The following is a 22,948-nucleotide window of genomic DNA, read 5'->3' as shown; positions in this document are numbered from 1 at the left end:
CACTTATGGAACAACTACATTTTTCCTATCAGGGACAACAATCTATCAACAAGATGGTCCGTGTAGGTAACGTCGGTTCTGGCGATTTAGAGATTTTGCTTGAACCGAATGAGCACAACGAAATTACTATCGATTTAATGACTTCAGTCGATAACCGTCAGCCACTTTGGCAGGCTGTCTTTGACCGTCAATTCGACGCGCAGAGCGCAGGCATGACAGTAACCATCAACGATTTTGGTGCCACGCCGGGTGTGATTGGTCTACGGCTGATTCAAGCGCTGGAACAACTCAACAGCGAACCGACCCCGACGACAGCAACACCGCTCGGGAATATTTCCTTTATCGAAATGGGCGCACGTGACCGTGCCAAATTCATCCTCGATAATGGCAGCTTCCGTGAAGTGCTGGGCAACGAATACCACTCATTCTCTCCTTGGCTTGTTCCGCAAGGTGTGGTGCCACAAACCGATGATGGTGCAGTGGTTGCCAAAGGCACCATTGACGGAAAACCAAGTGTGGTGATTGGTATTGACGGCACCTTCCAAGGCGGCGCTATCGGTGAAATTTCCGGTGCGAAAATGGCCGCCGCACTTGAGCTGGCCCTTGAAGATGCCAAAGCCGGTCACCCAACGCAGGTGGTGCTACTGCTCGAAACCGGTGGTGTACGTCTGCAAGAAGCCAACCTTGGCTTGGCAGCGATCGCCGATATTCACGCTGGCATCATCGCGCTACGTCAATACGTGCCGGTCACCTGTGTGGTTGCAGGTACTGTCGGCTGTTTCGGCGGCATGTCTATCGCAGCCGGTTTGTGTAGCAAACTGATTTTGACGCAGGAAGCACGTTTGGGACTTAACGGCCCGCAAGTTATCGAACAAGAAGCGGGGATTGAAGAGTACGACTCTCGTAACCGTCCATTCATCTGGTCGTTTACCGGGGGAGCACCACGGGTTGCCACCGGTTTTGCCGATGTCTTCGTTGCAGACAACGCGGAGCAAATTCGTCGCGAGGTCGCCCAGATCATCAATCAACCGCTGCCGGAAACGGCGCGTTGTGAGCAAGTGGAACACTTCCTGTCTGTATTCGCTGCGATGGATAAACAAGAACAAGCCACTCCGGAACTTGTTCGTCACTATTTTGCCAAAGGAGAATCCAATGCGTAATCGTGGCCTGACTTGGCTTCAAGCCTTAACCGCTCACGGCACAGCAGCCGACGGTTTTACCCCATCAGTCAAAGTGGTTGATAGCACGCTCGGTGACCAAAAAGCCCGTTTTATCGCGGTTGTGACCGATGAAAACAACGCCTTTCCTCGCGCTCGTCAAGGCGAAGTCGGTTTGCTTGAAGGCTGGAACCTCGCGAAAGCCATCAGCGAAGTGGTGGCTCAAGAAAAAGAGAGCAACAACAAAACCGCTATCGTGGCTGTGATTGATGTACCTTCACAAGCGTATGGGCGTCGTGAAGAAGCATATGGCATCCACCAAGCGCTCGCAGCGGCAGCCAATGCTTATGCCACGGCGCGTAACGCCGGGCACCCGGTGATTGGTCTTATCGTCGGTAAAGCGATGTCCGGTGGCTTCCTTGCACACGGCTATCAGGCCAACCGCCTTATCGCACTCGATGACGAAGGCTGTATGGTACACGCCATGGGGAAAGCGTCAGCCGCACGTATCACGCTACGCTCTATCGCTGAACTGGAAAAACTGGCCGCGACCATTCCACCCATGGCCTACGATATCCAGAACTACAGCACACTGGGTCTGCTCTGGAAAAAAGTAGCCGTAACGGACGCACAAGCACCGACGGCTCAAGATATCGACACTATCAATACGGTTCTGACTGAAGCACTGGCAGATATCGCTCAAGACAGCAAACGCGATCTGTCCGGACGCCTGAATGACGGTAACCGTCGTGCTTCACTCGATGTTCGTCAGCAGATGGCGAAAGCTTGGTAATATTCCCCCTCGTAGCATAACCCGAAGCATCCCGGAGTGGATAACAGGGTTATGCTGCCCTTATAGGTAAATGATTATGTTTCATGCTGTTTTGAATGCCATTGCCCCCATTTTTGTTGTGTTAGGTTTGGGTTATTTTTGTGGCTACCGCAAAATCGCGGATAATAAGAATGTGTCTGTCCTGAACGTGTTTGTCATGCGCTTTGCGCTGCCAACCGCTCTCTTTACTGCGACCTGGCATACTCCTGTCGCCGGCTTTATCGCTAAATTGCCTTTGATTGTTATCTTAGTGCTGGCGATGTGGGTCCTGTGGGCATTCACCTACTACATTGCCCGTAACGTCTTCCATAAAGAACCGGCTCAGGCAGCGGTTTACGCGCTAACTATTTCACTCCCCAACTACGCGGCACTCGGTGTGCCAATCTTAAGTGAAACCATCAGCGGTGCCACCGGGAGTGATATTGCACTCAACGTTGCGATTGCAATTGCGTGCGGTTCAATCTTCCTTTCGCCACTGACTTTAATGGTCTTGGAAAAAGAAACCAAAGCAGAATTTAAAGATGCACCGATGAGCGCATTGATTGTGCCTTTGCTGATTAAAGCGCTGAAAAACCCGATTGTGTTATGGCCGATTTTGGGGACGATTTTCTCTTGCTTTGGGACAACAATGCCCGACTTGCTGACCCACGCTTTAAAACCTTTGGCCGCTGCCGCAGGCGGTGGTGCCCTGTTCCTCACCGGTCTTATCGTTTCAGCACGTCAGCTCAAAATCAATGGTGCGGTTATCTTTGGCTTCATCCTCAAGAACTTGATTCAACCGGTCATTGCATACGGGATTGCCATCGCCTTTGGCCTGCCAGCGGCTTTACTTGCGGCGTCGGTGTTCCTCATTGCATTGGCAACAGGTTTCTTCGGGGTGATGTTCGGAAACGGCTTTGGTGTTCAGGACGAAGATTCAGAAGGTACATTACTGCTGTCAACGATTCTCTTTGCGATCACGATGCCGCTGTTTATGTACTGCTTACTGTAAGAGGTGATGATGAAACTCGTCTATCAACCCCACGACCTACTTTGGGTGAACCACTTATCTGATGATGAACAACCACCCGCGTGGTTTCACCTGACAGACCTGATTTCACGGCCAGTCGTGGTGAGACGAGCCCCATACCAAGCCGACCGCATTGCGGTCGGTATCCGCGGTTTCAGCCGTTCACAACGTCACGCCAGCTTGGTTACTCCGCAAGCAATTGTTCGCCATCTCACACCGGAGCAATTAGTCGAACAACAGGGCTGGTACACGCAGTATCAAAACCATCCCCTGCCTCATTGGCAAACACTCGCAGACATCGACGATATCTTCCGTTCTTATTCACTCGCATGGGGCATCACCGGCAGCCTCGCCTTTGAATTGGCAACCGGTATGCGTACCGCCAATCAGCAAAGCGATATTGACCTGCGGATTTTGGCGCCAACGCCATTGGATAAACAACGAGCCAGCGAACTGGCGCAACAACTGACAACACTCGCCCAAAGGCCGGATGTACAAATCGAAACAGCACTGGGGGCGTTTGCACTATCCGAGTGGCTGCAAACCTCTGGCAGCGTAATGATCAAAAGTAACCAAGGGCCGTTTTTAAGCGCGAACCCTTGGCAAACGGACTCTGAATGAAGGCACGTTTTATGGCAACTCTCTTCACTTATCCCGGTCAGGGAACTCAAAAAGCAGGTATGCTTACCGAGCTCAATGCATTTCCTCTCGGTCAGCAAATCTTGCAACAAGCCAGTGACCATTTGGCTCAGGATATCCTCAGTTTGGATAACGAAACGGCACTGCTGAATAACCGCAATACGCAAGTCGCATTAACGGTGTGCAGTTACGCCTACTCACAGATTCTGCGCGACCTTGAGATTGAACCCGATTATGTTTTAGGCCTGTCTATTGGTGCATTTCCTGCGGCCATCTCCGCCGGTATTCTCACCTTCGAACAAGGGCTGGACTTAGTGGCACGCCGCGGTGAATTGATGGCAAGTGCCTATCCGCAAGGTTACGGTATGGCCGCAGTGATTGGGTTAAGTTTACCGGTATTACAAACACTGTTGAGTCAGGCACAGGCGCAAGGTCACCCGGTGTTTATCGCCAACATCAACACCGAATCGCAAGTGGTCATCTCCGGCAGTGTCGCGGCGCTCAACACTGTGTGCGAACTGGCGTTAGCCAAACAGGCCACCAGCGCAAAACTGCTCAAAGTGAATGTGCCGTCACACTGTGAGCTGCTTGCGCCTCAGGCTGAAATATTTAACCAAGCCTTTGATGGTATTGACCTTGCGCGCCCGAAAATTACCTACGTGAGTGCCAATGCGGCTCGCGTGCTCTACCCGACCGACCGTATCCGCGACGACTTAGCCCATAATATGGCCAGACAGGTGCACTGGTGGGAAACGGTCGCAATGCTCAAAGAGCGCGGTGTGACCTTAGCGATTGAGATGAAACCGGGCAGTGTACTGACCAACTTGTGCAAAGCCAGTATGCCGGATACTATCGCGGTAGCGATGGCATCAGAAAACTTGAATAATCTCGTGGCCCTGATGCGTCAATACGGTTAGAAAATCCAACGACATCAATGAGACATTATGAATAGACGTGTACCGACTACGATTAAACGGTTAGAGATTTTCATCAGCTACATGGAACAGACCAACATGAACCAAGTAGCGGAAACGATGGATATCAATACCCTCTCGGTATATCGCGCCATTCATGCATTAGAAGAAGATTTAGGCTGTGTGCTGTTTGAAAAACGTGGCCGCAGCCTTGTGCCATTGCAGGCAGCACAAATCCTCTATCAACAGTGTGTCACGACGCTCAGCGACCTTTCCCGTGCTATCGAAAACACCCAGATCGCCGCAGGGATCACGCCGAAGAAAATACGCGTCGGCTCCGTCAATTCACTCACCATCGACTTAGTGCCCCATCTGTTGACCGCTTATCGCGAGCGCCGCCCTGATGTCCAACTGGAGTTTCATTCCGGCTCGAACTGCGAGCTGCTTGATAAACTCAAACGCTCAGATCTCGATGTACTGATGATTTATGGCGACCAACTGCTGGAACACAACACCAGCTACACCGCGATGAAACTGTTCGATGACCAAATCAGCTTTTCTGTCGCCATAACCAGTGAACAACCCAAACCATCGCAGGTGCCGATTCAGGCAGACTACCTCCGCCGTCAGTCTTACATGACCCTCACCAAAGGTTTTGGCCTACGGGAAGCTTTCGATAGAGTGCTCGCCAAACTGGATGGTAAAGTCGAAATTCACTCCGAGTTTTCCAGCATCTTCGGCTTGAGCTTCGCTTTAAAATCCGGGGCTTATGCCGCGCTATTACCGACCCGCATGAGCGAAGTATCTGCTCAAATTGGCTTAAAGTTTTACCCGCTGGCCCCAGAACTCGCCGAATCACACGGTATCTATCTATTAATGAACCGCGCCAGCGAACATAACCCGGCAATTCGGGCCTTAATTGCCGAATGTCGGATGTACAGCCTACGCTGGCAGAAGTCAGCGCATCCGGCAGACGGTGTGCAATAAAGTCGCGTTCAAACGCAGGGGGAGTTGGCTCGATCAGTGGGTATGCGGCGCTGCCGATATTTGACTTGAGAGAGGATAGTGATGAGGTGACCACTCCACGCGATAAGTCGGGGAAAATAACCAAATGATACTGGTTTGATACTGAACTGATCTCGACATCAAACCCTTTGAATTTAAAAATTCAACAACTGAATATACAAAAAAAAAGAAGCCAATAATATCAATCGATAATTTGTCTTAAAGAACGGTATCCAATCAATAGATTAAGTAAGTTCTTTAACCCGCTTTATTTATAATGACATAAATAATTTCTTTGTATTTCTTAATCGACACCCCGAAAACACGGATAGACTGAACATTTCAGCATTCAACTGTTGAAAAAATGAACAACCCCGCTAGTGTTCATAATGGGCACATATGCACCAAAGCGCATTATCGATGGTGTCAATGTGATGTTAAGGCTCAAAACACAATGGAGTGATTATGAATGTTTTAACAAAATGTAAGCTAGCATTGGGAATCATCGTGGCATTTTTTTCCTTGCCAAGTTTTGCGGTGCCGTGTTCGGACTGTTCAAATGGGTTTGAACGAGGCCAAGTTCCTCGAGTTGATCAGTTAGAATCCAGTAGAGGACCTTATTCGGTAAAAACCATCAATGTTTCTAGACTCGCCAGAGGATTTGGTGGGGGCACGATCCATTACTCGACGGAATCGGGAGGGCAACAAGGCATCATTGCGGTCGTTCCGGGTTATGTTTCTTACGAAAGTAGTATTCAATGGTGGGGGCCGCGTTTGGCATCTTGGGGCTTTACTGTGATTACGATCAATACGAATACGATTTATGATCAACCTGATAATCGAGCAGGTCAGCTCAGTGCCGCAATCGATTATGTCATTGATAAAAGTAAGGATCGAACCTCTCCGATTTATGGATTAGTGGACCCAAATCGAGTCGGCGTCATTGGCTGGTCTATGGGCGGTGGCGGCTCCCTCAAACTGGCAACAGACAGAAAGATTGATGCGGTGATCCCTCAAGCGCCTTGGTATCTTGGATTAAATCGTTTTTCTACTATTACGTCACCAACGATGATCATTGCATGCCAAGCCGATGCTGTGGCACCAGTGAGCGTACACGCTTCTCGCTTTTATAATCAAATCCCGAGAACCACCCCAAAAGCATATTTTGAAATTGCGTTAGGCAGTCATTTTTGTGCCAATACAGGGTACCCTAGCGAAGATATTTTGGGGCGGAATGGTGTTGCATGGATGAAGCGCTTTATTGATAAAGATGAACGCTATACTCAATTTTTATGTGGACAAAATTTTGATAGCAGTCTTCGCGTCAGTGAATACCGAGACAACTGTAGTTACTATTAGTGATACATATAATTCATAGTAAATCAGCAATTCTTGTAAAGTCAGAACAGGTATGTTCTGACTTTTTTATGTGCTGAATGAACCGGATTCTAGTGCCTGCTGTTTTTTGCTTACGAGGACACACGCTTTAAACTTGTTGGGGATGGTGGGGGTCATGGGGACACACACCCAAATCACCCTCTCCATTTCAGTGAAATTTTGCATAACCGATCAAATATAAATTTGCATTCACTCGAAATAGTTCGGTTCAGAGCTTCTTTTTGTTCACACCTTCCTTCACGATTGCCTCATCTCTCATCACCTAAAATCAACCCATGACAACTGCCCGTTCACAACTCATCTGTCCTGAAGTGACACCGTATTATCACTGCGTTTCTCGTTGTGTCCGTCGCTCATTTCTATGTGGATACGACAACTATAACGGTCAATCGTATGAACATCGCCGTGAATGGGTTGAATCTAGGATTCTGTCACTGTCTTCTATTTATTGCATCCGGATCTGTGCCTATGCGGTGATGAGTAATCACTATCATCTGGTCGCCTTTATTGATAAACAAACAGCCCAGTCTCTTTCGCCACACGAAGTCATTGAACGATGGTGTACCGCTCATCAGATGCCATCGCTAATTCAACGTTTTGTGTCCGGTCACTTGGTCTCTAAAGCAGAGTACAAAGCGTGTGATCAAATCATTGAGACTTGGCGCCAGCGACTCTATTCGCTCAGCTGGTTCATGAAAGAAATCAACTACGACATTGCCCTGCTCGCTAACCAAGAAGACCAATGCACCGGGCGATTCTGGGAAGGTCGATTCAAATCTCAGGCTTTACTTGATGACAAAGCGTTACTGGCAGCGATGGCTTATGTTGACCTCAACCCTGTTCGGGCCGGTGTCGCTGAAACACCGGAACAGTCGGAGCATACAGCACTAAAAAAACGGCTGACTGCACTCGAACAAGGAAAAATAAAAGTCCCTGAATTGGCTGATTTTATGGGATATGGACATCAGGAGAAAAGGCACGTAATTCCTTTCCGACTAACAGATTATATTGAATTAGTCGACTGGATCGGACGACAAATCAGAGCAGATAAACAAGGCTATATTTCACCTCAATTGCCAAACATTTTAACACGGCTATCTCTACCTCAGCAGGAATGTCTGGCCCTTTGCACTGCGTTGGAAAAGAAGCCGCGACTCTGGATTGGTTCATCAGAACGCCTGAACTTCGCTAAACATCATCTCAAACGCAAACGTATGATAGGCCTTCATATTTCTTAATCGACACAAAACGTTCAGCCTTCGTCTCTGCCCTTGTCCTTGGGTTTTTTACTATACTCCAAAACCTGTGCCCCACAGATTATTCCCCTGCCCTTTCTCTGATTATCTGTTTGATAAACCGATTAAAAATCCATTTAAAGCCCTTAAATGATACTGAAGAACCCAACACACTTATTAATTGATTTAGGTGTGTGTCCTGTATCCCCACTGCATACTTTGCTAAACTCCGCCCTTTAATGAGTGAGGATCCTAAAATGATGACTGACGAAGAAAGAATCGAACTGCAACGCAATAACCCACTGCACGGGCTAAAGCTAGAAACTATGTTGCAAGAGTTGGTGGATTTTTATGGCTGGGACATTCTAGATACCGCAATGCGCTTTAATTGCTTTAACACCAAGCCCTCAATTTCGAGTAGCGTTAAGTATTTAAAGAAAACCGACTGGGCGAGAGAAAAGCTGGAGAACTTTTACCTATATCGCTTTAAGCGCATGCCACGAGCGAGTGCAGAAGAATATGATTTGTCACCGAGAGCTCGTACTTTCCCTCATGGTCTTGAACCGAAAGAGCCGATGCCGCTCACTGTTGAGTCAATTCTGAATTCACAGGCTAAAGCAGCATCATCATTTAAGAAACGCTCATCTCGTGGGCGCCAGACGCGCCGATAAACCGACACCTTGACATGCAATAGAACTCAGCTTGACGTATCAAGTGAAACTCTATTGCTGGGTTAGTGCTCTCCCTACTAGCTATACGCTCCAGCAGACCAATGGCTGGTTTACGAATTCTCCTGATTGCGTTTTTTCTTCTTTTTACCTGTACCAGCAGGTTTTGCTCGTGCTGTCATCGGTAAAAAGTAGGCTTCGCTTTGATCGTCTTCCACTTCAAAGCCCTCAACCTGCTCACGCTCAAGCTTGAACTTATTTTTCTTCTCTATCACTTTAAAGTGGTGATAATCATCGTAATCAATAAGCGATAACCCAAGGCCGACTTCGCCCGCACGACCACTACGCCCGATTCGATGCATATAGTCAGCAGGGCTACGTGGAAGGTCAAAGTTAATAACCACTGGTAGTTTTTCTATATCAAGACCACGAGCCGCGATATCGGTAGCAATAAGTACTTGAATCTCACCAGACTTAAACCCTTCAAGCACGCGAGTACGCGCGCCTTGCCCCTTATCACCATGGAAAACCTCCGCAATAATGCCGCGTTTTGACAGTTTTTGAGCTAGGTGGTTACAGGCATTCTTAGCATTAACAAAAATCAAAGTCTGTCGCCACTGGTGCTGTTTGATTAGGTGCGCAAGTACTGCGGTCTTCTGACCTTTATTGACACTAAACACACGCTGTACCAATGTACTGGCTTCCGCACTCTGTAATTGGACTTCAACGGGATCGTGCAGCAAGTCCTTAGCCAAGCTCGTGACTTTTTCAGGGAAGGTGGCAGAAAACAGCAGTGTCTGCTTCCTCTCGGGTAGCAGTGCAAGAATTTTATTGAGTTCTTCGCTAAATCCGAGACTTAACATACGGTCGGCTTCATCGAGGACGAGTGTTTTTACTTGGTCCAACTTGATGGCGTTACTAGATACTAAGTCCAGTAGGCGGCCCGGAGTTGCAACAATAACGTCACTACCACCACGAAGAGCCTGCATTTGAGAGTTCACCGATACGCCACCAAATACCACAACCGTTTTGATTTTATCTCTAAGGTGGTACGAGTAGGATTTAATGTTGTAAGCAACCTGTGATGCCAACTCACGAGTTGGAACCAAAATCAGATGAGACACGAAGTTACCACGACGATTAGGTGATGTATCTTGCTGGTAGATCTTTTGCAGAATTGGCAACGCAAAAGCGGCGGTTTTACCAGAACCGGTATTGGCACCACCAACAATATCTCGTCCTTCAAGTACGTGAGGAATGGTATGAGATTGAATTGGAGTCGGCTGACTATATTCCAAGAACTCTAGTCGCTCGACTAAGGTTGGAATCAAACCAAGATCGGCAAATGTCACTTGCTGTGTGTTATCTGTCATTACGATGAGTAGCTCAGTGCTGGGTAAAGGCCGTGTATCTTATGCTATTTGCCGCGAAGACGTTAGCTATAATGAACTCAACAGAATGTTAGTGGGAAGACGACGGTAGGGGCCAGTCCTTCCTTTTGCCTGACATTAGTTAATGTATTCTAAAACCACAACACTCCTATTCACTATGATGTCAATCGCAACTCATTTTAGGGCATAACTGAGCCAGCGCAGATCTCGCTGACTCGAAAGTGGACAGAAGTTTACCAGTGGCTTTACTAATTTAGCAATTCACGAATTAACTCAGATATGGCAAACGGTCTTAATATACTATCCAATTTGTGTGGAGCCGAACATCTTCATAAAACGCGACAAACTGCTCGTGTAATCAAGAGATGGGCTAACTAATTTCATACCAATACAGCCTAGTTTAAATATGCCTCTAAGTGGATATCCAGCACTATCCCACATCAACACTGACCATCAGAATAACTTATTGCTCTCCATAGCAATTCTTCCCGATGCCATAATATTGATGTCATTCAATTCAGGTAAAATGACGGTTTTATTACGTGCGAGGCAATCATGCTTTCCCCTTTTATCACTCTATCACTGGCGATTGTGTTTGAAGTGTTTGCGACTTCCTATCTGCCAAAGACCAATCAATTTACAGCGCCTATCCCGACCTTAATAATTTTGGTTGGCTATGGCTTGGCGTTTTATTTACTTTCGATTGCAGTACAAAGCATGTCACTCGGCGTGGCGTATGCGATTTGGTGTGGTGTAGGCGTGGTGTTGGTGGCATCTATTTCATGGCTTGTTTACGGACAGAAATTGGATATCTACGCGATTGCTGGCATCAGCTTGATTCTAATTGGGACTGTGATCATAAATTTGTTCTCCTCTTCCGTTAATCATTAATCTGCAACATCCCCTTCTAAAAACTGAAACCTAGTTGAAGTAATTTCTTCTTTTATTGCAACTAGGTAAACCCCATGCTTCCTCCATTACGTGCACTAGTGGCTTTTGAGGCAGTGGCACGTTTGGGCTCGATTGGCGCTGCCGCTCGCGAGCTATGTGTGACTCAAGCTGCCGTCAGTCAGCAACTCAAAAGTTTAGAAACCTTCCTCGGCACCACCTTGTTTGATCGCGGACAGCGTGGGGTGAAGCTCACATCCGCTGCGCAGCGTTATCAGCCCATCGTGTCAGGCTCATTAGCTCATCTGAAACTGCAAACTCAAATCTTATTTGGTGAGAAAGAGAGCGAAGTTTTAAGTCTTATAGTCAATCACACTTTTTGTCATAACTGGTTGCTACCTCGCCTGTCTAGCTTTTATCAGAATTACCCATTTATTCGTTTAGACATTCAGCTTGTTGACTGGCCATCTACCAACCCTTGTGAAAACGTCGATATAGAGATAACCAACGGCAAGGTCGAAAGTGAAGACACAAACTGCGAACGATTATTCCAAGAACATTGGCAATTGGTGTGTAGCCCAGCGTTTAAACAACAATACCGCGAACAGTTAGCACAATGTGAGTTCTCCGAACTGCCGGCTGTTCAAGTGAAAGGTTATCAAGAGAGTCTGATGCAGTGGCTTAGCCACAACCAGTTCGATGCTCACCTTCCCCAAATCCAGTTAGAAATCAGCAGCTCTCTACATGCTCTCGAAGCAGCAAAGCAAGGCATTGGCGTATTACTTGTTCGCTCACTCGCCGTCGCTGAACAGCTTAAAAACCAAGACCTTGTTTTGGCTGTCGAGGCTTCGATGCCATCAGAATCTGGCCACTATCTGATTACCAAACACAGCCGAAACGCCAAAGTGAACTTCTTCTGTGACTGGCTTCATCACCAAATTGAGCATGGTGAGTCTGAGTAAAGATTTTCTTATGACTCACCATAAAAAATATAAAGAACAGCCGCACAGATTTGTCACATTACCCGCTTAAATTGAACCAATGCACAGAACAAAGAGAACGTTATGTCAGACCTTTCACAACAGATGACCAACCGATTTAAGGTGCTTCTTTTTACTGCGCCTTTGCTGGTACCGCTAGTCATGTTTTGGCTACTGCCTTTTGGTTATTCCATCTACATCAGTTTTACCGATTGGGATTACATCTCCCCCGATTATAACTTTATCGGATTCGAAAACTACCAATACATGATTGAAGATTTCGAGTTTACCCAAGCCTTATTGAACACCTTTTGGTTCTCGCTTGGCGTGGTGATTCCAACCGTCATTCTTGGCTTAATCTTCGCGCTGTTGTTGCACAAAAACTTTACCGGAAGCCAGTTTTATCGTGCGGTGATCTTCTCACCTTGGATCACACCGACGGTTGCAGTTTCAATTGTTTGGTCTTGGGTATTTGAGTCAAAGGCAGGCTTGGCAAACCAACTATTAATGTCGGCGGGATTTAATCGTATTGCATGGTTGGAGAATGGAGATACCGCCATGATCGCCGTGATCATTGTAACCATTTGGCAAGCCATTGGCTGGACAATGCTGTTTTACATCAGCGCGCTTAACAAAATCCCATCATCCCTTTATGAAGCATCACTGATTGATGGCTGCAGCAGCCTGACTCGCTTTATCAAAATTACATTGCCACTGGTTTCACCCACCACGTTTTTCCTTGTGGTAGTCAACATCATTACTGCGGTTCAGGCGTTCGATCAGTTCCAGATACTGACTCAGGGCGGTCCTGGTGGTGAGACTCGAACACTACTCTACTTGTTCTATCAACAAGCCTTCGAGCGCTACGAAATGGGACCGGCCGCTGCAACATCACTGGTTATTTTTATCATCACAGGTTTGTTGGCATTGGCTAACACCTACATCGGCAAACGCTGGGTTTATTACTAAGGATTCACCGATGACAACTCAAGTTATGGACGCGAACCCACGTTCGAAGACAGCAGCAACGCATGCTCAATCTGAAACCACTCGCATTGCTCGCTCATCACTGCTGGCATGGCTAAAACATCTGTTTTTAATCACTTGTGGCACCATCATGGTCTTCCCATTTTTATGGATGCTGTCAGGCTCACTAAAAAGCAATGATGAGATATTTGCTAGCCCACTCAACCTGATCCCAGAAAAATTCCACTGGCAGACGTTTATCGAAACATTCCAAAGCGCACCATTTGGCTTATACATTTTCAATAGCTTTACCGTAGCGCTGTTCACAACGCTATTGGTGATCATCAACTCAGCGATGTTTGCATACGCGCTGACTCAACTGAAATTTCGCTCAAAAACAGTGATCTACTTTGTGGTTATGGGATGTTACATGCTGCCGGGTGCGGTGACCTACATTCCTTCGTACATCACGCTAGCAAAGCTTGATCTGCTTGATTCTCACATGGGATTGATTGTGTCGAATGCAGCATCAATTTTTGGTGTGTTCTATCTGCGCCAAGTGTTTATCAAGATTCATCCATCATTGATAGAAGCAGCGCGTATCGACGGTGCTGGCGAGCTAAAAATTCTATGGGCAATCCTGCTACCGCAATGCAAAGCAGCGGTAGCTACCCTGTTTTTAATCACCTTTATCACTAACTACAACAGTTACATGTGGCCGAGCCTTGTGATCACAACGCCAGAGTTGAACCTGATCGCTACGGGTATTCGCCACTACTTTATCGCAGAAGGTAACTACGGCTTGAACTGGTCGCAAATTATGGCGGCGAGCACCATCGCAGTACTGCCTTTATCGATTCTATTCATCATCTGCCAAAAGACGATTCTTTCAGGTATCGCCGATAATGGCGTAAAAGAGTAAACAGAAAATGAAACTACACACTCTCGCATTAGTATGTGCTGGCGCAGCGGGCGCTTCGATGTTCTCTCACAATGTATTGGCTAAAACAGAGGTTAACTTCTGGTACTCCGGCGGTACTAAACCCCAGCAAATGATGACCAAAATGATTGAGGAATTTAACGCAAGCCAAGACGAATACGTGATTAAACCTGCTCTGCAAGGGAACTACACGGAGACCTACCAAAAACTGCAAGCTGGCCTTGCGTCTCACACAGCACCAGAGCTGGTGCTGCTCAATTCAAGCCGCGCAGAAGCAATGTACCTTCGCGGTCTAAGCCGAGACATCACGCCATATATGGACGAAGAATTTAACTTCTCAGATTTTGTCGGTGCATTTAAAAATCAGGTAACAGCGGAAAATGGCACCATCATCGGTCTACCGGCATACGGTACAACACAGGTTTTCTACTACAACAAACAAGTTCTGGCAGAAAACGGCTTCAACGAACAAGACCTAAGCACATGGCAAGGTGTTGCAAAAGTGGCAGAGAAAGTGACTCAGCGCGACGACCACGGCAACACCACCTTTTATGGTTGGGAGCCAATGTGGGGTTACAACAACATGATGGATGCAGCGTTCTCTAACGGTGCAAAAGTGATCAGTGATGATGGCAAAAAAGTCCTTATCGACTCCAAAGAATGGGTTGAGGTTTGGGATAGCTTTCGTAAGTGGATTCACGACGACCAAATCATGCGTGTTCACCATGGCGGTCAAGGCTGGGAATATTGGTACAAAACGATTGATGACGTAATGAAAGGCAACGCGCTTGGTTACACGGGTTCATCAGGTGATCAGGGCGATTTAGACTTCACCAAACTTGCAGCAACCACACAGCCTGGCTGGGGTAATCATCCTGCATCACCACAAGCAGGTGCATTGGTTTACGTAATGCCAAAAGGCACCGATGATACAGCGGCAAAAGGTGCGTTTGAGTTTGTTAAGTTCTACACCAATGCGAAAAACACGGCGGCGTGGTCAATGTTTACAGGTTACATCCCCGTGCGTATGAGCGTTAAAAACGTGCCTGAGTACCAAGCTTACACAGCGAATAATCCACAAGCGCTGATACCATTAAAACAAGCAACCACGGCAACACCTGACTTCCTTGATCCAACAAACGGCAAGATTATAGACGCCCTAAAGGTTGCAGCCGACCAGATTGAAATCCAAAACGTGCCAGCAGAAAAAGCGCTTAAGCAAGCGGCTAAGAAAGCTCAGCGCGCACTGGATAGAGCAAACCGCTCATAACAAGTCATAGCCCACCTGAGTGGTGGGCTATCTCTTATTCATACCTAATACTCGGTAAATCTCATGACTCAATTTCATGGCGAGCTCACCTTTGGCAGAACTCAACTTAGCTTTGATGTTCCTGCGGGTATCCATTCTGTTAGTGTCACCGGGACCACAGTCACCAAAGGTTTTCTCTATGCGGCGGTATATGATGCAAACCAAGGTTTTCGCGGCAAGGTTCTGTTTGAAAAGACGCATAAGTCACTTCACATCCAAAAACAAAATTCAGGCTTTGGCGCGCTTGATGGCAACCTGCCACACGGGAGGTGGACGATTGAACTCTACAACCTTGAGGGGGAGTTTCGCAGCGAACGCCCGATGCAGTATCACGTTGATTTCTCCTTTGATGCAGAGACAAAAGTCAGCCAATTACCATTGACTCAAGTCGCTAATACCAATCATCAACTGACATTCGATTACAACAAGATTTTAAACTCAGAATCGCGTTGGTATCGTGGTGATCTTCATGCGCATACTCAACTTTCAGATGGACACAATTCCTTGGAAGCGGCGAAAAACATCGTCGAATCTCAAGGGCTCGATTTCTTCTTTTTCACTGAGCACAACATCTGTCAGCCAAAACTTCCTCAATCTGAGAAATGTCTTTTCCTTCCAGGTATTGAGGTAACGACCGACTTAGGGCACTTCAACGTTCACGGTGCAGCACGTTCTCTCGATTTACGACAGGTAACACACACCAGTGCAGCGGTTATTGAAGCCGGTTTGGCACTAGCGGACTCAGGTCAAAGCGCCATTGCTATCAATCACCCGATGATGAAGCCATGGCATTGGCACTACGACGCCATCCAGTTAAGCCAAATATCTACTTTTGAGGTGTGTTGTGACCCAACATGGTCAACCTCCGCAAAGGCGGCGGATGAAGCGATAAAAGTGCTCAACGAGATGTGGAACTGCGGTCATCGCATTACCGCTATTGGCGGTAGCGATTCTCACCTTGAACCACATGAGCGTAATCCAAAAGCCACTGAGCCCTCCATCTATGGTGACCCATCAACTTTTGTATTCAGTCACGGCTTAAGTGGTGAAGGCATCATCTCAGGTCTGCGTAATAGTCATGTCTATCTTGAGCGTCAATGCGGTCTCTCTTTTCAGATTAATCAAGGCAGCATCATGCCGGGTCAAGACACTCAAGGAAGTGCGCTGACTTATGAGCTTTCCGTCTTAGATGACTCATTGGACTACATCGCTGAAGTCGTCATGAATGGTGAGGTTCAATCTCGCATAGTCCTATCTCAACAGTTTCAAACTCTCGAAATTCCAGAGGGTTATAAATGGTGTCGAATCGACATTCGTCGCCAACACAACAACGAATTCGAAGGCTGTATCAACCCTGTGTTCGATGCTAGCCAATCTATTTTTAAAACACCTTTAGTGGATACTTGGGGTGAGCTTATGGAGCGACTGAATAGTGACGAAGTTTAAAGCACTATTGTTTGATAAAGACGGAACCCTACTAGAGTTTCACAATCTTTGGCTAAACGTCTCTCGCGGTGCAAGCGAGATGATAAAAGGCTACAGTGACCTGCACCAAGGTAATCAAAACATCACGATTACCGAGTTACTCTTCGCCATCGGCGTAGAAGGCGACGTTGTGTTGAATCACGGCTTGCTGGCATCCAACCCTGTAGAAGATACCGCGCAAGCTTGGTTTGAATTACTGAAACCAGAAGTCTCGATTGAAGAGTTCACTAAAGTAACGAAAGCAGCGTTCAACAACCAAGTAAAAGAGAACCCAGATTGGGTTGAAGCACTTCCCGGCGTCACGGAAAAGCTCAGCTCTTTAAAACAGCAAGGCATGCACCTTGGTATTGCAACCGCAGATACCAAAGACTCAACGCTTTATTCACTGTCTCAGTCTGGACTGACGGAGCTGTTCGATTACATCGGCTACTCGGATGGCGACATTGAGCCCAAGCCTGCACCAGCTCTGCTTGATGCCTTCTGTCAGCAATGCGGTATTAAGCCTCACGAGGTGATCATGTTTGGCGATACGGTTTCTGACATGGAGTTTGGTCACAATGCAGGTGCAAAGAAAGTGGGAGTCCTCACTGGCACCGCATTACGCAGTGAGCTAGAACCTGTTGCGGACTTAGTGATCCCCTCTGTTGCACATTTCGACCTTCGCGCATTCAATGAGTTAGATTAAGGAACAATCATGGCAGAAGTAACCTTGCAAAAGGTAGAGAAGACCTACCCGAACGGCTTTAAGGCAGTACATGGTATCGACCTTAATATTCGTGAAGGAGAGTTTATGGTATTCGTTGGGCCATCAGGCTGTGCAAAATCCACCACGCTACGCATGATTGCCGGCCTTGAGGAGATCAGCTCTGGCGATGTGTTTATTGGTGACAAGCGAGTAAACGATCTGCCCCCAAAAGATCGTGGTATTTCAATGGTATTCCAGAACTACGCGCTCTACCCGCATATGTCGGTGTACGAGAACATGGCATTTGGTCTCAAGCAGCAAAAACTACCAAAGGCAGAAATAGAAAAGCGCATCGCTGAAGCGGCAAAAACACTAGAAATTGAACACCTACTGCAAAACAAACCCGGTGAGATGTCTGGCGGTCAACGTCAGCGCGTGGCGTTAGGCCGAGCGATGGTGAGAAAGCCAGATGTATTCTTGTTTGACGAGCCACTATCTAACCTAGACGCTAAACTTCGCGTCTCGACTCGCGTCAGCATCGCCCAACTCCATAACGATCTGAAAGCCGAAGGCCAGAACGCGACCATGATCTACGTTACCCATGATCAGGTGGAAGCCATGACCCTGGGCGATCGCATTTGTGTATTGAATAAAGGTGAGATAATGCAGGTCGATACACCAATGAACCTCTATCGTTACCCAGCCAATAAGTTTGTAGCAGGTTTTATCGGCTCACCAGCAATGAACATCATCAAAGCTAAAATCACAGAACGTGATGGCACGATGCGCGTAACAAGCGAAGGCGGCACTTGCTGGGCGCTGCCACAAGACAAACAAGAATTGGCACGTCGACACAACGGCGAATGGGTATGGTTTGGTTTTCGCCCTGAGCACATCAAAATCGCTCTGCAAGATGAGTCCCAAAGCGCCACCAATACTCAGCAGCACAAAATCAATGTCGTTGAATCCATGGGCAACGAGCTTTATCTCTACTTTAACATTGAAGACAACAAGATGATCGCTCGCTTGCCCTTCGACGCAGAGATAGTGGTAGAAAGCGGCGATACCATTCACCTTCATTTCAAGACAAAGCATTGCCATTTATTTGATTTGGAGACGGAAGAAGTCTTGAAGTAGCTCATCAAAAACAAAAACATCGCCTGATAGCCAAAAGCCATCGGGCGATTTAATCTTACGGAAAATCAGTATTCGGACTGCAAGTATAAAACGTATTTATTTGCGGATGGTTTACGGGGATTGCGAACGTACACAACCTGTCCCTTTTTCGCTGTAAAAAAACAACCAAAATGAGTTGAGGACGATTTATGCTTTCAGTGACAGAAGTTTAATTGGTGATACGTGTAGCATAAGTTAGCAAATTATTACTTTAACCTAAATGCAGCGAAAGAAAATCTCCTACATGTTAAGACCGAAAAATCATGATCCCTCGGCACCTTACTCTGACGCTGTTAGCTTTCAACATCACACAACTAATCACACCATCGTAACAAGGTTTTGGACATTTTCGAGTTAGTGGCCGCCACCAGAAGCGCCTATTTCGGATAAGTTAAATTTGAGATGTGTAATAGACAAAGCGATGTTTCTCGCTATGCGTGTCAATTTTTCAACCAGTATGATTGGGTGAATATCAATTGCCAACTGTTAAATCTACAATATTCCACCCATTCTCAATAGCTACTTTTCGCTTAGCTTCTGGAATTCTAGATTTATCAATTGCAATACCAATTAGATGCTTTGGTCTAGTCATTGCGACATACAGTTGCTTCATGAATTTAGGCTTTCGAACACCTGTAGGCTTTTTACTCTTAACACCAATAATATAATCCAACATCTGATGTACATCATACTCATGGAATTTTGTTTCTAGCAATAAAGTCGCTGAATGCGTTTCTCCTTTAACAGCGTGGATCGTATCAACCACGATACTGATGTTACGACCATTTACTCTTTCAACAAACATATTTACTGGAACAAATTCATTATCCGCTATAGCAATTGGTGCCACATATGAAATGAACTCGGTAAGCAAAGCATATTTATCCAACAAGCCAAGAACTGTCAATAATTCCTTAATATTATGCCCCCAACCTTGACTATCGTTAAGGTCAGAACTTTGAATGCCAATTATTTTTTGATTAATTTCATTACACTTAGGGCTGTCCTTGATCATGCCCTTCAACTGAGATAAAGGTATATATTCAAAACCTGCAATAGAGAATAATCTACGAATACCATCCAACACTATTTTGTAACCATCTGAATTACATGTAGTGATCTTCTGAGTCTTCCTGAAGTATTCTATCATTTTGTCTGGTTTGAAATTTTTACTAGAGTTGCTTTTATCAAAGTTTGAAAAGTAGTGTTTAATCGTAAGACCTTCTGGCTTCGTCTTACCTATTCCACCGACGGCCTTAATAGGATGTTTCTCATCTAACGGAAGGTTATTCCCACACAATTGTGCAAAGGCTGAAAGCACTCTCGGCCTGTTCTGTTCATCAACAATGTAGATAGTATGTGGCTGAGCGTTGTTAACTAACTGACTAGAAATAAGTTTCACCTTATTGGTGCTCAGTCTACTAGCGAGATTGGCAACACTTGGGTTAAATCTATGGCTCGTATTTATAATCTGCAACTGTAAATCATTATAGCTATTGCTACTATCTTCCTCGCCACCTGAAAATATTGCCTGATCAGAATCACCTAATCGTTGAAATGCGCCACCTTCATAAGAAAATATCTTGTTAATTATTTCATCTTGTACGAAGGATGTATCTTGCATCTCATCGACAAGTGCCAACGGAAACCTTGACCGAATAGATCTTATTACATTTGGGTTAATATCCAAATATGCCTTTGCATACTCAAACATCTCTCGATAAAAGAATACACCATCTTTCATCATTGCTTTTTTTATTGAATACAAATTTTTATAGCTATCCGACGTAGAAGTCTTTTTGAAGCCTGGAACGACTATTTTAAACCCACCGTTAACATATCTAATTTGCAAGTTAGATATACTAGCCTTTGGCTTCCCATCCAAGTACCTTCTTGCCTTCCAAGAAAGTTTACTATCTATATAATTGAAGCAAACTTCGTCATCAATACGTTTAATTTCTATACTCTTTGATCTACAGAAAGGTAAGGCTAGGAATCGATTAACAAACTCTTGAATCGTACCTATGAAGTGAGGGTAAGATAGAAGTTTACGACCATACTCATCACTCTCCAATCGACTAACAATTTCATTTTTAGCTACATTTGTATGGCTAAGCACACATATACCACTAGTATTTTGTTTCCAACTCTTTGCAAGCAGTATTAATTTCGCAGCAATAAGAGTTGTTTTACCGCTACCGGGACAAGCTTGAATATCGTTAAACTCTTTTATGGCTTTTCGACGTTCTTGATCAAAAGTCAGTCCCGTCTTAGCTTGAAGCTCATCGATATGTATATCTGTTATAGAAGGTATCATTCTGCCCCCTCTACTTTTGGCTCCTGAGCAGCTTGCTCCTCTATAATCGGCTCTGTTACATATTCAATGGCGCTAACGATATACAGAGGTAGTTTATTTTTAAGGCCAATTGAATCTCTTTGATAGGCATCGTTCAATATCTCAGTGAGCTTGTATGTAGCCGTAGTTTTTCCAGACGACATTTTTTCAATCATTCCATATATTTGAATAGCTTTTTCTTCAGGATCATCACTAAGGTCTTCAAAACCGACTTCACTCCCCTTTACTGAGTGATATAGTTCTTTGGCTAAACCTGATTTCGCTAAGCAATATTCGAAAGTCCACTCTTCTGAGACAAATGTTTTTACATTTTCTCCATCCTGCTCACACTTGTTAGCTTTTCGTGCTGCCAGTTCATCCTGTTTATCATCGTAGTAGCTAACCCATCGACTCAAATTCCCCTTCTTCTTAGCTTCTGGGTCAGGAAGTATCCTCACTTTAAATCCTATGTCACTACCAGGCTTCTTTTCTGCTTTGTCTGGCCAAATGTCAAGATCTGTTACACAAGCTACTTTCATAGGGAATGGCTGATCATCAACCTCCTTTTTGCGATAGATCTTGGCATACCGTTTATAAGCTAGGTTGCCAACATTCACTATCGACACGCCATAATCTTCAAGAGGGCGACCTAATAATTTAGCTATAGTTGGCAATAGAATGTTTTCACCATCGCCTTCAACTAATAGAACGCTTTTAGCGAAAAACATATTTGCTTTACTAACATCAAGGAACTTTTCTAGAAATGGGTAATCATCACCATCCAATAATGTGGCTCCACGTCTTAATGGAAAAGACTGCCCTTTATTCATCAGGATGATATTTTCGAGTGAAACTTTAGAAGCCAGGTTCGGACTATGAGTTGACAGTATGCATTGCAAACCCGCTTGCTCCTCAACAAGATACTGGATGAACTTCATTTGTAACTGAGGATGAAGGTGTGCTTCAGGCTCTTCAATTAACAAAAGAGGAAAGCCTTCACCTGCTTGGGCTAACAACATCAGCTCAGCAGCCATGAATAATAAGTTGCTATACCCAAGTCCATGGGACAAACCTGTATCATTCAATCCAAGAGTAAGCCGCTCAACAATTGCTTTGAAAGCTGAATTCTTTTCCGCTGTACTCATGTCTGCAACATTCTTGCTACCAAGCATATCAATCACTGGGGCAAAAGGTGAGTCTTTGAACGTAATTTGCTTTAAGAGTCTTTCGATACTGCCTTGCGCAGTGGAAATCGAAGTATCAGCTTTGATTGATTGGTTGGCCTGTATAATCAGCGTAATCAGGCGCTCTATATCCTGCTCATTACCGCCAATACTGCTCTTACTACCTAGTAGTTGTGATAGCCGAGACATTCTTCCAGCAGAAAGCTCATTCTGAGCATCCCTTAATGGTTTAAGATAAGTAGTAGAAAGATATAACCGCGTATCACGATCTAAAAGTGGCCCCTCATCATCAGATCCTGCACGAATTTCAGTGCGTATACCTTGAGAATTATTCGTTAGGATTTCATTTATGGAAGCAGTTAATGTTATATGCAATACAGTTTGAACGTCACCACTTTCGTCTTGTTCAAACGTTAGATATTCGGCAAATGCACCACCATCGAGAGCACTCAGTCCACAAAACTTCAAACTTATTTTTAGCTTTGTCGATCCCGTTCTGAAATCGGAATACTTAATCCTCACCCACTCAGCTGAGTTAGTATCTAAAACTAATCTAACAGCATCGATTAGACTCGTTTTACCAGCATCGTTTTCACCGACTAAAAGATTTAATCCTTTGTTTAAAGTGACATGAGTTGACTCAAAGCCTCTAAAGTTTTCGGCCTTAATACTCGATAAGTACATACGCTATCCTGATAAATTGATATGTTAATTCAGTAATAAATGGAGTCATCTCTAACCCGAGTAGAGAA

20 protein-coding genes are annotated in these 22,948 nt (G+C 45.6%); 17 read left to right on the top strand and 3 right to left on the bottom strand.

Annotated features, from left to right (window positions below):
- The first annotated feature begins 5 nt into the window (after positions 1-5).
- The 9 genes from MKS89_RS05385 to MKS89_RS05345 all read left to right on the top strand — a co-directional run bounded on the left by MKS89_RS05385 (position 6) and on the right by MKS89_RS05345 (position 8,860).
- Positions 6-1,160: a biotin-independent malonate decarboxylase subunit beta gene (locus tag MKS89_RS05385; RefSeq protein WP_072961796.1), complete on the top strand. Its 1,155-nt coding sequence runs from the start codon at positions 6-8 to the stop codon at positions 1,158-1,160.
- Positions 1,153-1,950, top strand: a complete 798-nt coding sequence (mdcE, locus tag MKS89_RS05380; protein WP_072961799.1) for a biotin-independent malonate decarboxylase subunit gamma — start codon at positions 1,153-1,155, stop codon at positions 1,948-1,950. Before MKS89_RS05385 ends, mdcE begins: the two co-directional genes overlap by 8 nt.
- A gap of 76 nt (positions 1,951-2,026) precedes the next feature.
- A complete protein-coding gene (locus MKS89_RS05375) occupies positions 2,027-2,980 on the top strand; it encodes an AEC family transporter (RefSeq protein WP_072961827.1) in 954 nt (317 codons plus the stop codon).
- 6 nt (positions 2,981-2,986) lie between these two features.
- A complete protein-coding gene (locus tag MKS89_RS05370; RefSeq protein ID WP_077316263.1) occupies positions 2,987-3,619 on the top strand; it encodes a malonate decarboxylase holo-ACP synthase in 633 nt (210 codons plus the stop codon).
- Between the two features lie 11 nt (positions 3,620-3,630).
- Positions 3,631-4,554, top strand: a complete 924-nt coding sequence (locus MKS89_RS05365; RefSeq protein ID WP_072961805.1) for an ACP S-malonyltransferase — start codon at positions 3,631-3,633, stop codon at positions 4,552-4,554.
- Positions 4,555-4,581: 27 nt separating this feature from the next.
- Positions 4,582-5,538, top strand: coding sequence for a LysR substrate-binding domain-containing protein (locus MKS89_RS05360; RefSeq protein WP_072961807.1), 957 nt, complete (start codon positions 4,582-4,584; stop codon positions 5,536-5,538).
- Between the two features lie 483 nt (positions 5,539-6,021).
- On the top strand, positions 6,022-6,915 hold the full coding sequence (locus MKS89_RS05355) for an alpha/beta hydrolase family protein (protein WP_077316261.1): 894 nt from the start codon (positions 6,022-6,024) through the stop codon (positions 6,913-6,915).
- A 314-nt stretch (positions 6,916-7,229) separates the two neighbouring features.
- Positions 7,230-8,192 (top strand): transposase, encoded by a 963-nt coding sequence (locus tag MKS89_RS05350; RefSeq protein ID WP_072962589.1) that lies wholly within the window; start codon positions 7,230-7,232, stop codon positions 8,190-8,192.
- 254 nt (positions 8,193-8,446) lie between these two features.
- Entirely contained in the window at positions 8,447-8,860 is a 414-nt protein-coding gene (locus tag MKS89_RS05345) for a VF530 family protein (RefSeq protein WP_072962586.1), read from the top strand.
- Between the two features lie 110 nt (positions 8,861-8,970).
- Here MKS89_RS05345 and MKS89_RS05340 read toward each other — a convergent pair whose 3' ends face one another.
- A complete protein-coding gene (locus tag MKS89_RS05340) occupies positions 8,971-10,230 on the bottom strand; it encodes a DEAD/DEAH box helicase (protein WP_072962584.1) in 1,260 nt (419 codons plus the stop codon).
- A 573-nt stretch (positions 10,231-10,803) separates the two neighbouring features.
- On the opposite strand from MKS89_RS05340, the gene MKS89_RS05335 reads away from it, so the two are divergent.
- The 8 genes from MKS89_RS05335 (at position 10,804) to MKS89_RS05300 (ending at position 18,638) form a co-directional block, all read left to right on the top strand.
- Positions 10,804-11,139, top strand: coding sequence for a DMT family transporter (locus tag MKS89_RS05335; RefSeq protein WP_072962582.1), 336 nt, complete (start codon positions 10,804-10,806; stop codon positions 11,137-11,139).
- Between the two features lie 74 nt (positions 11,140-11,213).
- Positions 11,214-12,098, top strand: a complete 885-nt coding sequence (locus tag MKS89_RS05330; RefSeq protein ID WP_072962579.1) for a LysR substrate-binding domain-containing protein — start codon at positions 11,214-11,216, stop codon at positions 12,096-12,098.
- Positions 12,099-12,200: 102 nt separating this feature from the next.
- On the top strand, positions 12,201-13,085 hold the full coding sequence (locus tag MKS89_RS05325) for a carbohydrate ABC transporter permease (protein ID WP_072962576.1): 885 nt from the start codon (positions 12,201-12,203) through the stop codon (positions 13,083-13,085).
- Between the two features lie 10 nt (positions 13,086-13,095).
- Positions 13,096-14,004 carry a carbohydrate ABC transporter permease gene (locus tag MKS89_RS05320; protein WP_072962573.1) on the top strand — a complete coding sequence of 303 codons (909 nt, stop codon included), beginning with the start codon at positions 13,096-13,098 and terminating at the stop codon, positions 14,002-14,004.
- Positions 14,005-14,011: 7 nt separating this feature from the next.
- Complete coding sequence (locus MKS89_RS05315) at positions 14,012-15,292, top strand: extracellular solute-binding protein (protein ID WP_072962570.1); 1,281 nt, start codon at positions 14,012-14,014, stop codon at positions 15,290-15,292.
- Between the two features lie 63 nt (positions 15,293-15,355).
- On the top strand, positions 15,356-16,777 hold the full coding sequence (locus MKS89_RS05310; RefSeq protein ID WP_072962567.1) for a CehA/McbA family metallohydrolase: 1,422 nt from the start codon (positions 15,356-15,358) through the stop codon (positions 16,775-16,777).
- Entirely contained in the window at positions 16,764-17,501 is a 738-nt protein-coding gene (locus tag MKS89_RS05305; protein WP_072962565.1) for an HAD family hydrolase, read from the top strand. The genes MKS89_RS05310 and MKS89_RS05305 overlap by 14 nt, the downstream gene beginning before the upstream one ends.
- Positions 17,502-17,510: 9 nt before the next feature.
- On the top strand, positions 17,511-18,638 hold the full coding sequence (locus MKS89_RS05300; protein ID WP_072962563.1) for an ABC transporter ATP-binding protein: 1,128 nt from the start codon (positions 17,511-17,513) through the stop codon (positions 18,636-18,638).
- A 511-nt stretch (positions 18,639-19,149) separates the two neighbouring features.
- On the opposite strand, the gene MKS89_RS05295 is transcribed toward MKS89_RS05300, so the two are convergent.
- On the bottom strand, positions 19,150-20,994 hold the full coding sequence (locus MKS89_RS05295) for a UvrD-helicase domain-containing protein (RefSeq protein ID WP_072962561.1): 1,845 nt from the start codon (positions 20,992-20,994) through the stop codon (positions 19,150-19,152).
- Positions 20,991-22,880 carry an ATP-dependent nuclease gene (locus tag MKS89_RS05290; RefSeq protein WP_072962558.1) on the bottom strand — a complete coding sequence of 630 codons (1,890 nt, stop codon included), beginning with the start codon at positions 22,878-22,880 and terminating at the stop codon, positions 20,991-20,993. Before MKS89_RS05290 ends, MKS89_RS05295 begins: the two co-directional genes overlap by 4 nt.
- Positions 22,881-22,948: the final 68 nt, after the last annotated feature.

Source organism: Vibrio gazogenes, assembly GCF_023920225.1.
In the GTDB taxonomy this organism is placed as follows: domain Bacteria; phylum Pseudomonadota; class Gammaproteobacteria; order Enterobacterales; family Vibrionaceae; genus Vibrio; species Vibrio gazogenes.
The sequence above is the reverse complement of the archived record's forward strand: the minus strand, read 5'-3'. Positions and strand labels throughout refer to the sequence as shown.

What these genes read in the sequence shown, in the direction of transcription:
- MKS89_RS05385 (WP_072961796.1), top strand. Translation starts at nt 6, where the DNA reads ATGGAACAACTACATTTTTCCTATCAGGGACAACAATCTATCAACAAG.
- mdcE (WP_072961799.1), top strand. Translation starts at nt 1,153, where the DNA reads ATGCGTAATCGTGGCCTGACTTGGCTTCAAGCCTTAACCGCTCACGGC.
- MKS89_RS05375 (WP_072961827.1), top strand. Translation starts at nt 2,027, where the DNA reads ATGTTTCATGCTGTTTTGAATGCCATTGCCCCCATTTTTGTTGTGTTA.
- MKS89_RS05370 (WP_077316263.1), top strand. Translation starts at nt 2,987, where the DNA reads ATGATGAAACTCGTCTATCAACCCCACGACCTACTTTGGGTGAACCAC.
- MKS89_RS05365 (WP_072961805.1), top strand. Translation starts at nt 3,631, where the DNA reads ATGGCAACTCTCTTCACTTATCCCGGTCAGGGAACTCAAAAAGCAGGT.
- MKS89_RS05360 (WP_072961807.1), top strand. Translation starts at nt 4,582, where the DNA reads ATGAATAGACGTGTACCGACTACGATTAAACGGTTAGAGATTTTCATC.
- MKS89_RS05355 (WP_077316261.1), top strand. Translation starts at nt 6,022, where the DNA reads ATGAATGTTTTAACAAAATGTAAGCTAGCATTGGGAATCATCGTGGCA.
- MKS89_RS05350 (WP_072962589.1), top strand. Translation starts at nt 7,230, where the DNA reads ATGACAACTGCCCGTTCACAACTCATCTGTCCTGAAGTGACACCGTAT.
- MKS89_RS05345 (WP_072962586.1), top strand. Translation starts at nt 8,447, where the DNA reads ATGATGACTGACGAAGAAAGAATCGAACTGCAACGCAATAACCCACTG.
- MKS89_RS05340 (WP_072962584.1), bottom strand. Translation starts at nt 10,230, where the DNA reads ATGACAGATAACACACAGCAAGTGACATTTGCCGATCTTGGTTTGATT.
- MKS89_RS05335 (WP_072962582.1), top strand. Translation starts at nt 10,804, where the DNA reads ATGCTTTCCCCTTTTATCACTCTATCACTGGCGATTGTGTTTGAAGTG.
- MKS89_RS05330 (WP_072962579.1), top strand. Translation starts at nt 11,214, where the DNA reads ATGCTTCCTCCATTACGTGCACTAGTGGCTTTTGAGGCAGTGGCACGT.
- MKS89_RS05325 (WP_072962576.1), top strand. Translation starts at nt 12,201, where the DNA reads ATGTCAGACCTTTCACAACAGATGACCAACCGATTTAAGGTGCTTCTT.
- MKS89_RS05320 (WP_072962573.1), top strand. Translation starts at nt 13,096, where the DNA reads ATGACAACTCAAGTTATGGACGCGAACCCACGTTCGAAGACAGCAGCA.
- MKS89_RS05315 (WP_072962570.1), top strand. Translation starts at nt 14,012, where the DNA reads ATGAAACTACACACTCTCGCATTAGTATGTGCTGGCGCAGCGGGCGCT.
- MKS89_RS05310 (WP_072962567.1), top strand. Translation starts at nt 15,356, where the DNA reads ATGACTCAATTTCATGGCGAGCTCACCTTTGGCAGAACTCAACTTAGC.
- MKS89_RS05300 (WP_072962563.1), top strand. Translation starts at nt 17,511, where the DNA reads ATGGCAGAAGTAACCTTGCAAAAGGTAGAGAAGACCTACCCGAACGGC.
- MKS89_RS05295 (WP_072962561.1), bottom strand. Translation starts at nt 20,994, where the DNA reads ATGATACCTTCTATAACAGATATACATATCGATGAGCTTCAAGCTAAG.
- MKS89_RS05290 (WP_072962558.1), bottom strand. Translation starts at nt 22,880, where the DNA reads ATGTACTTATCGAGTATTAAGGCCGAAAACTTTAGAGGCTTTGAGTCA.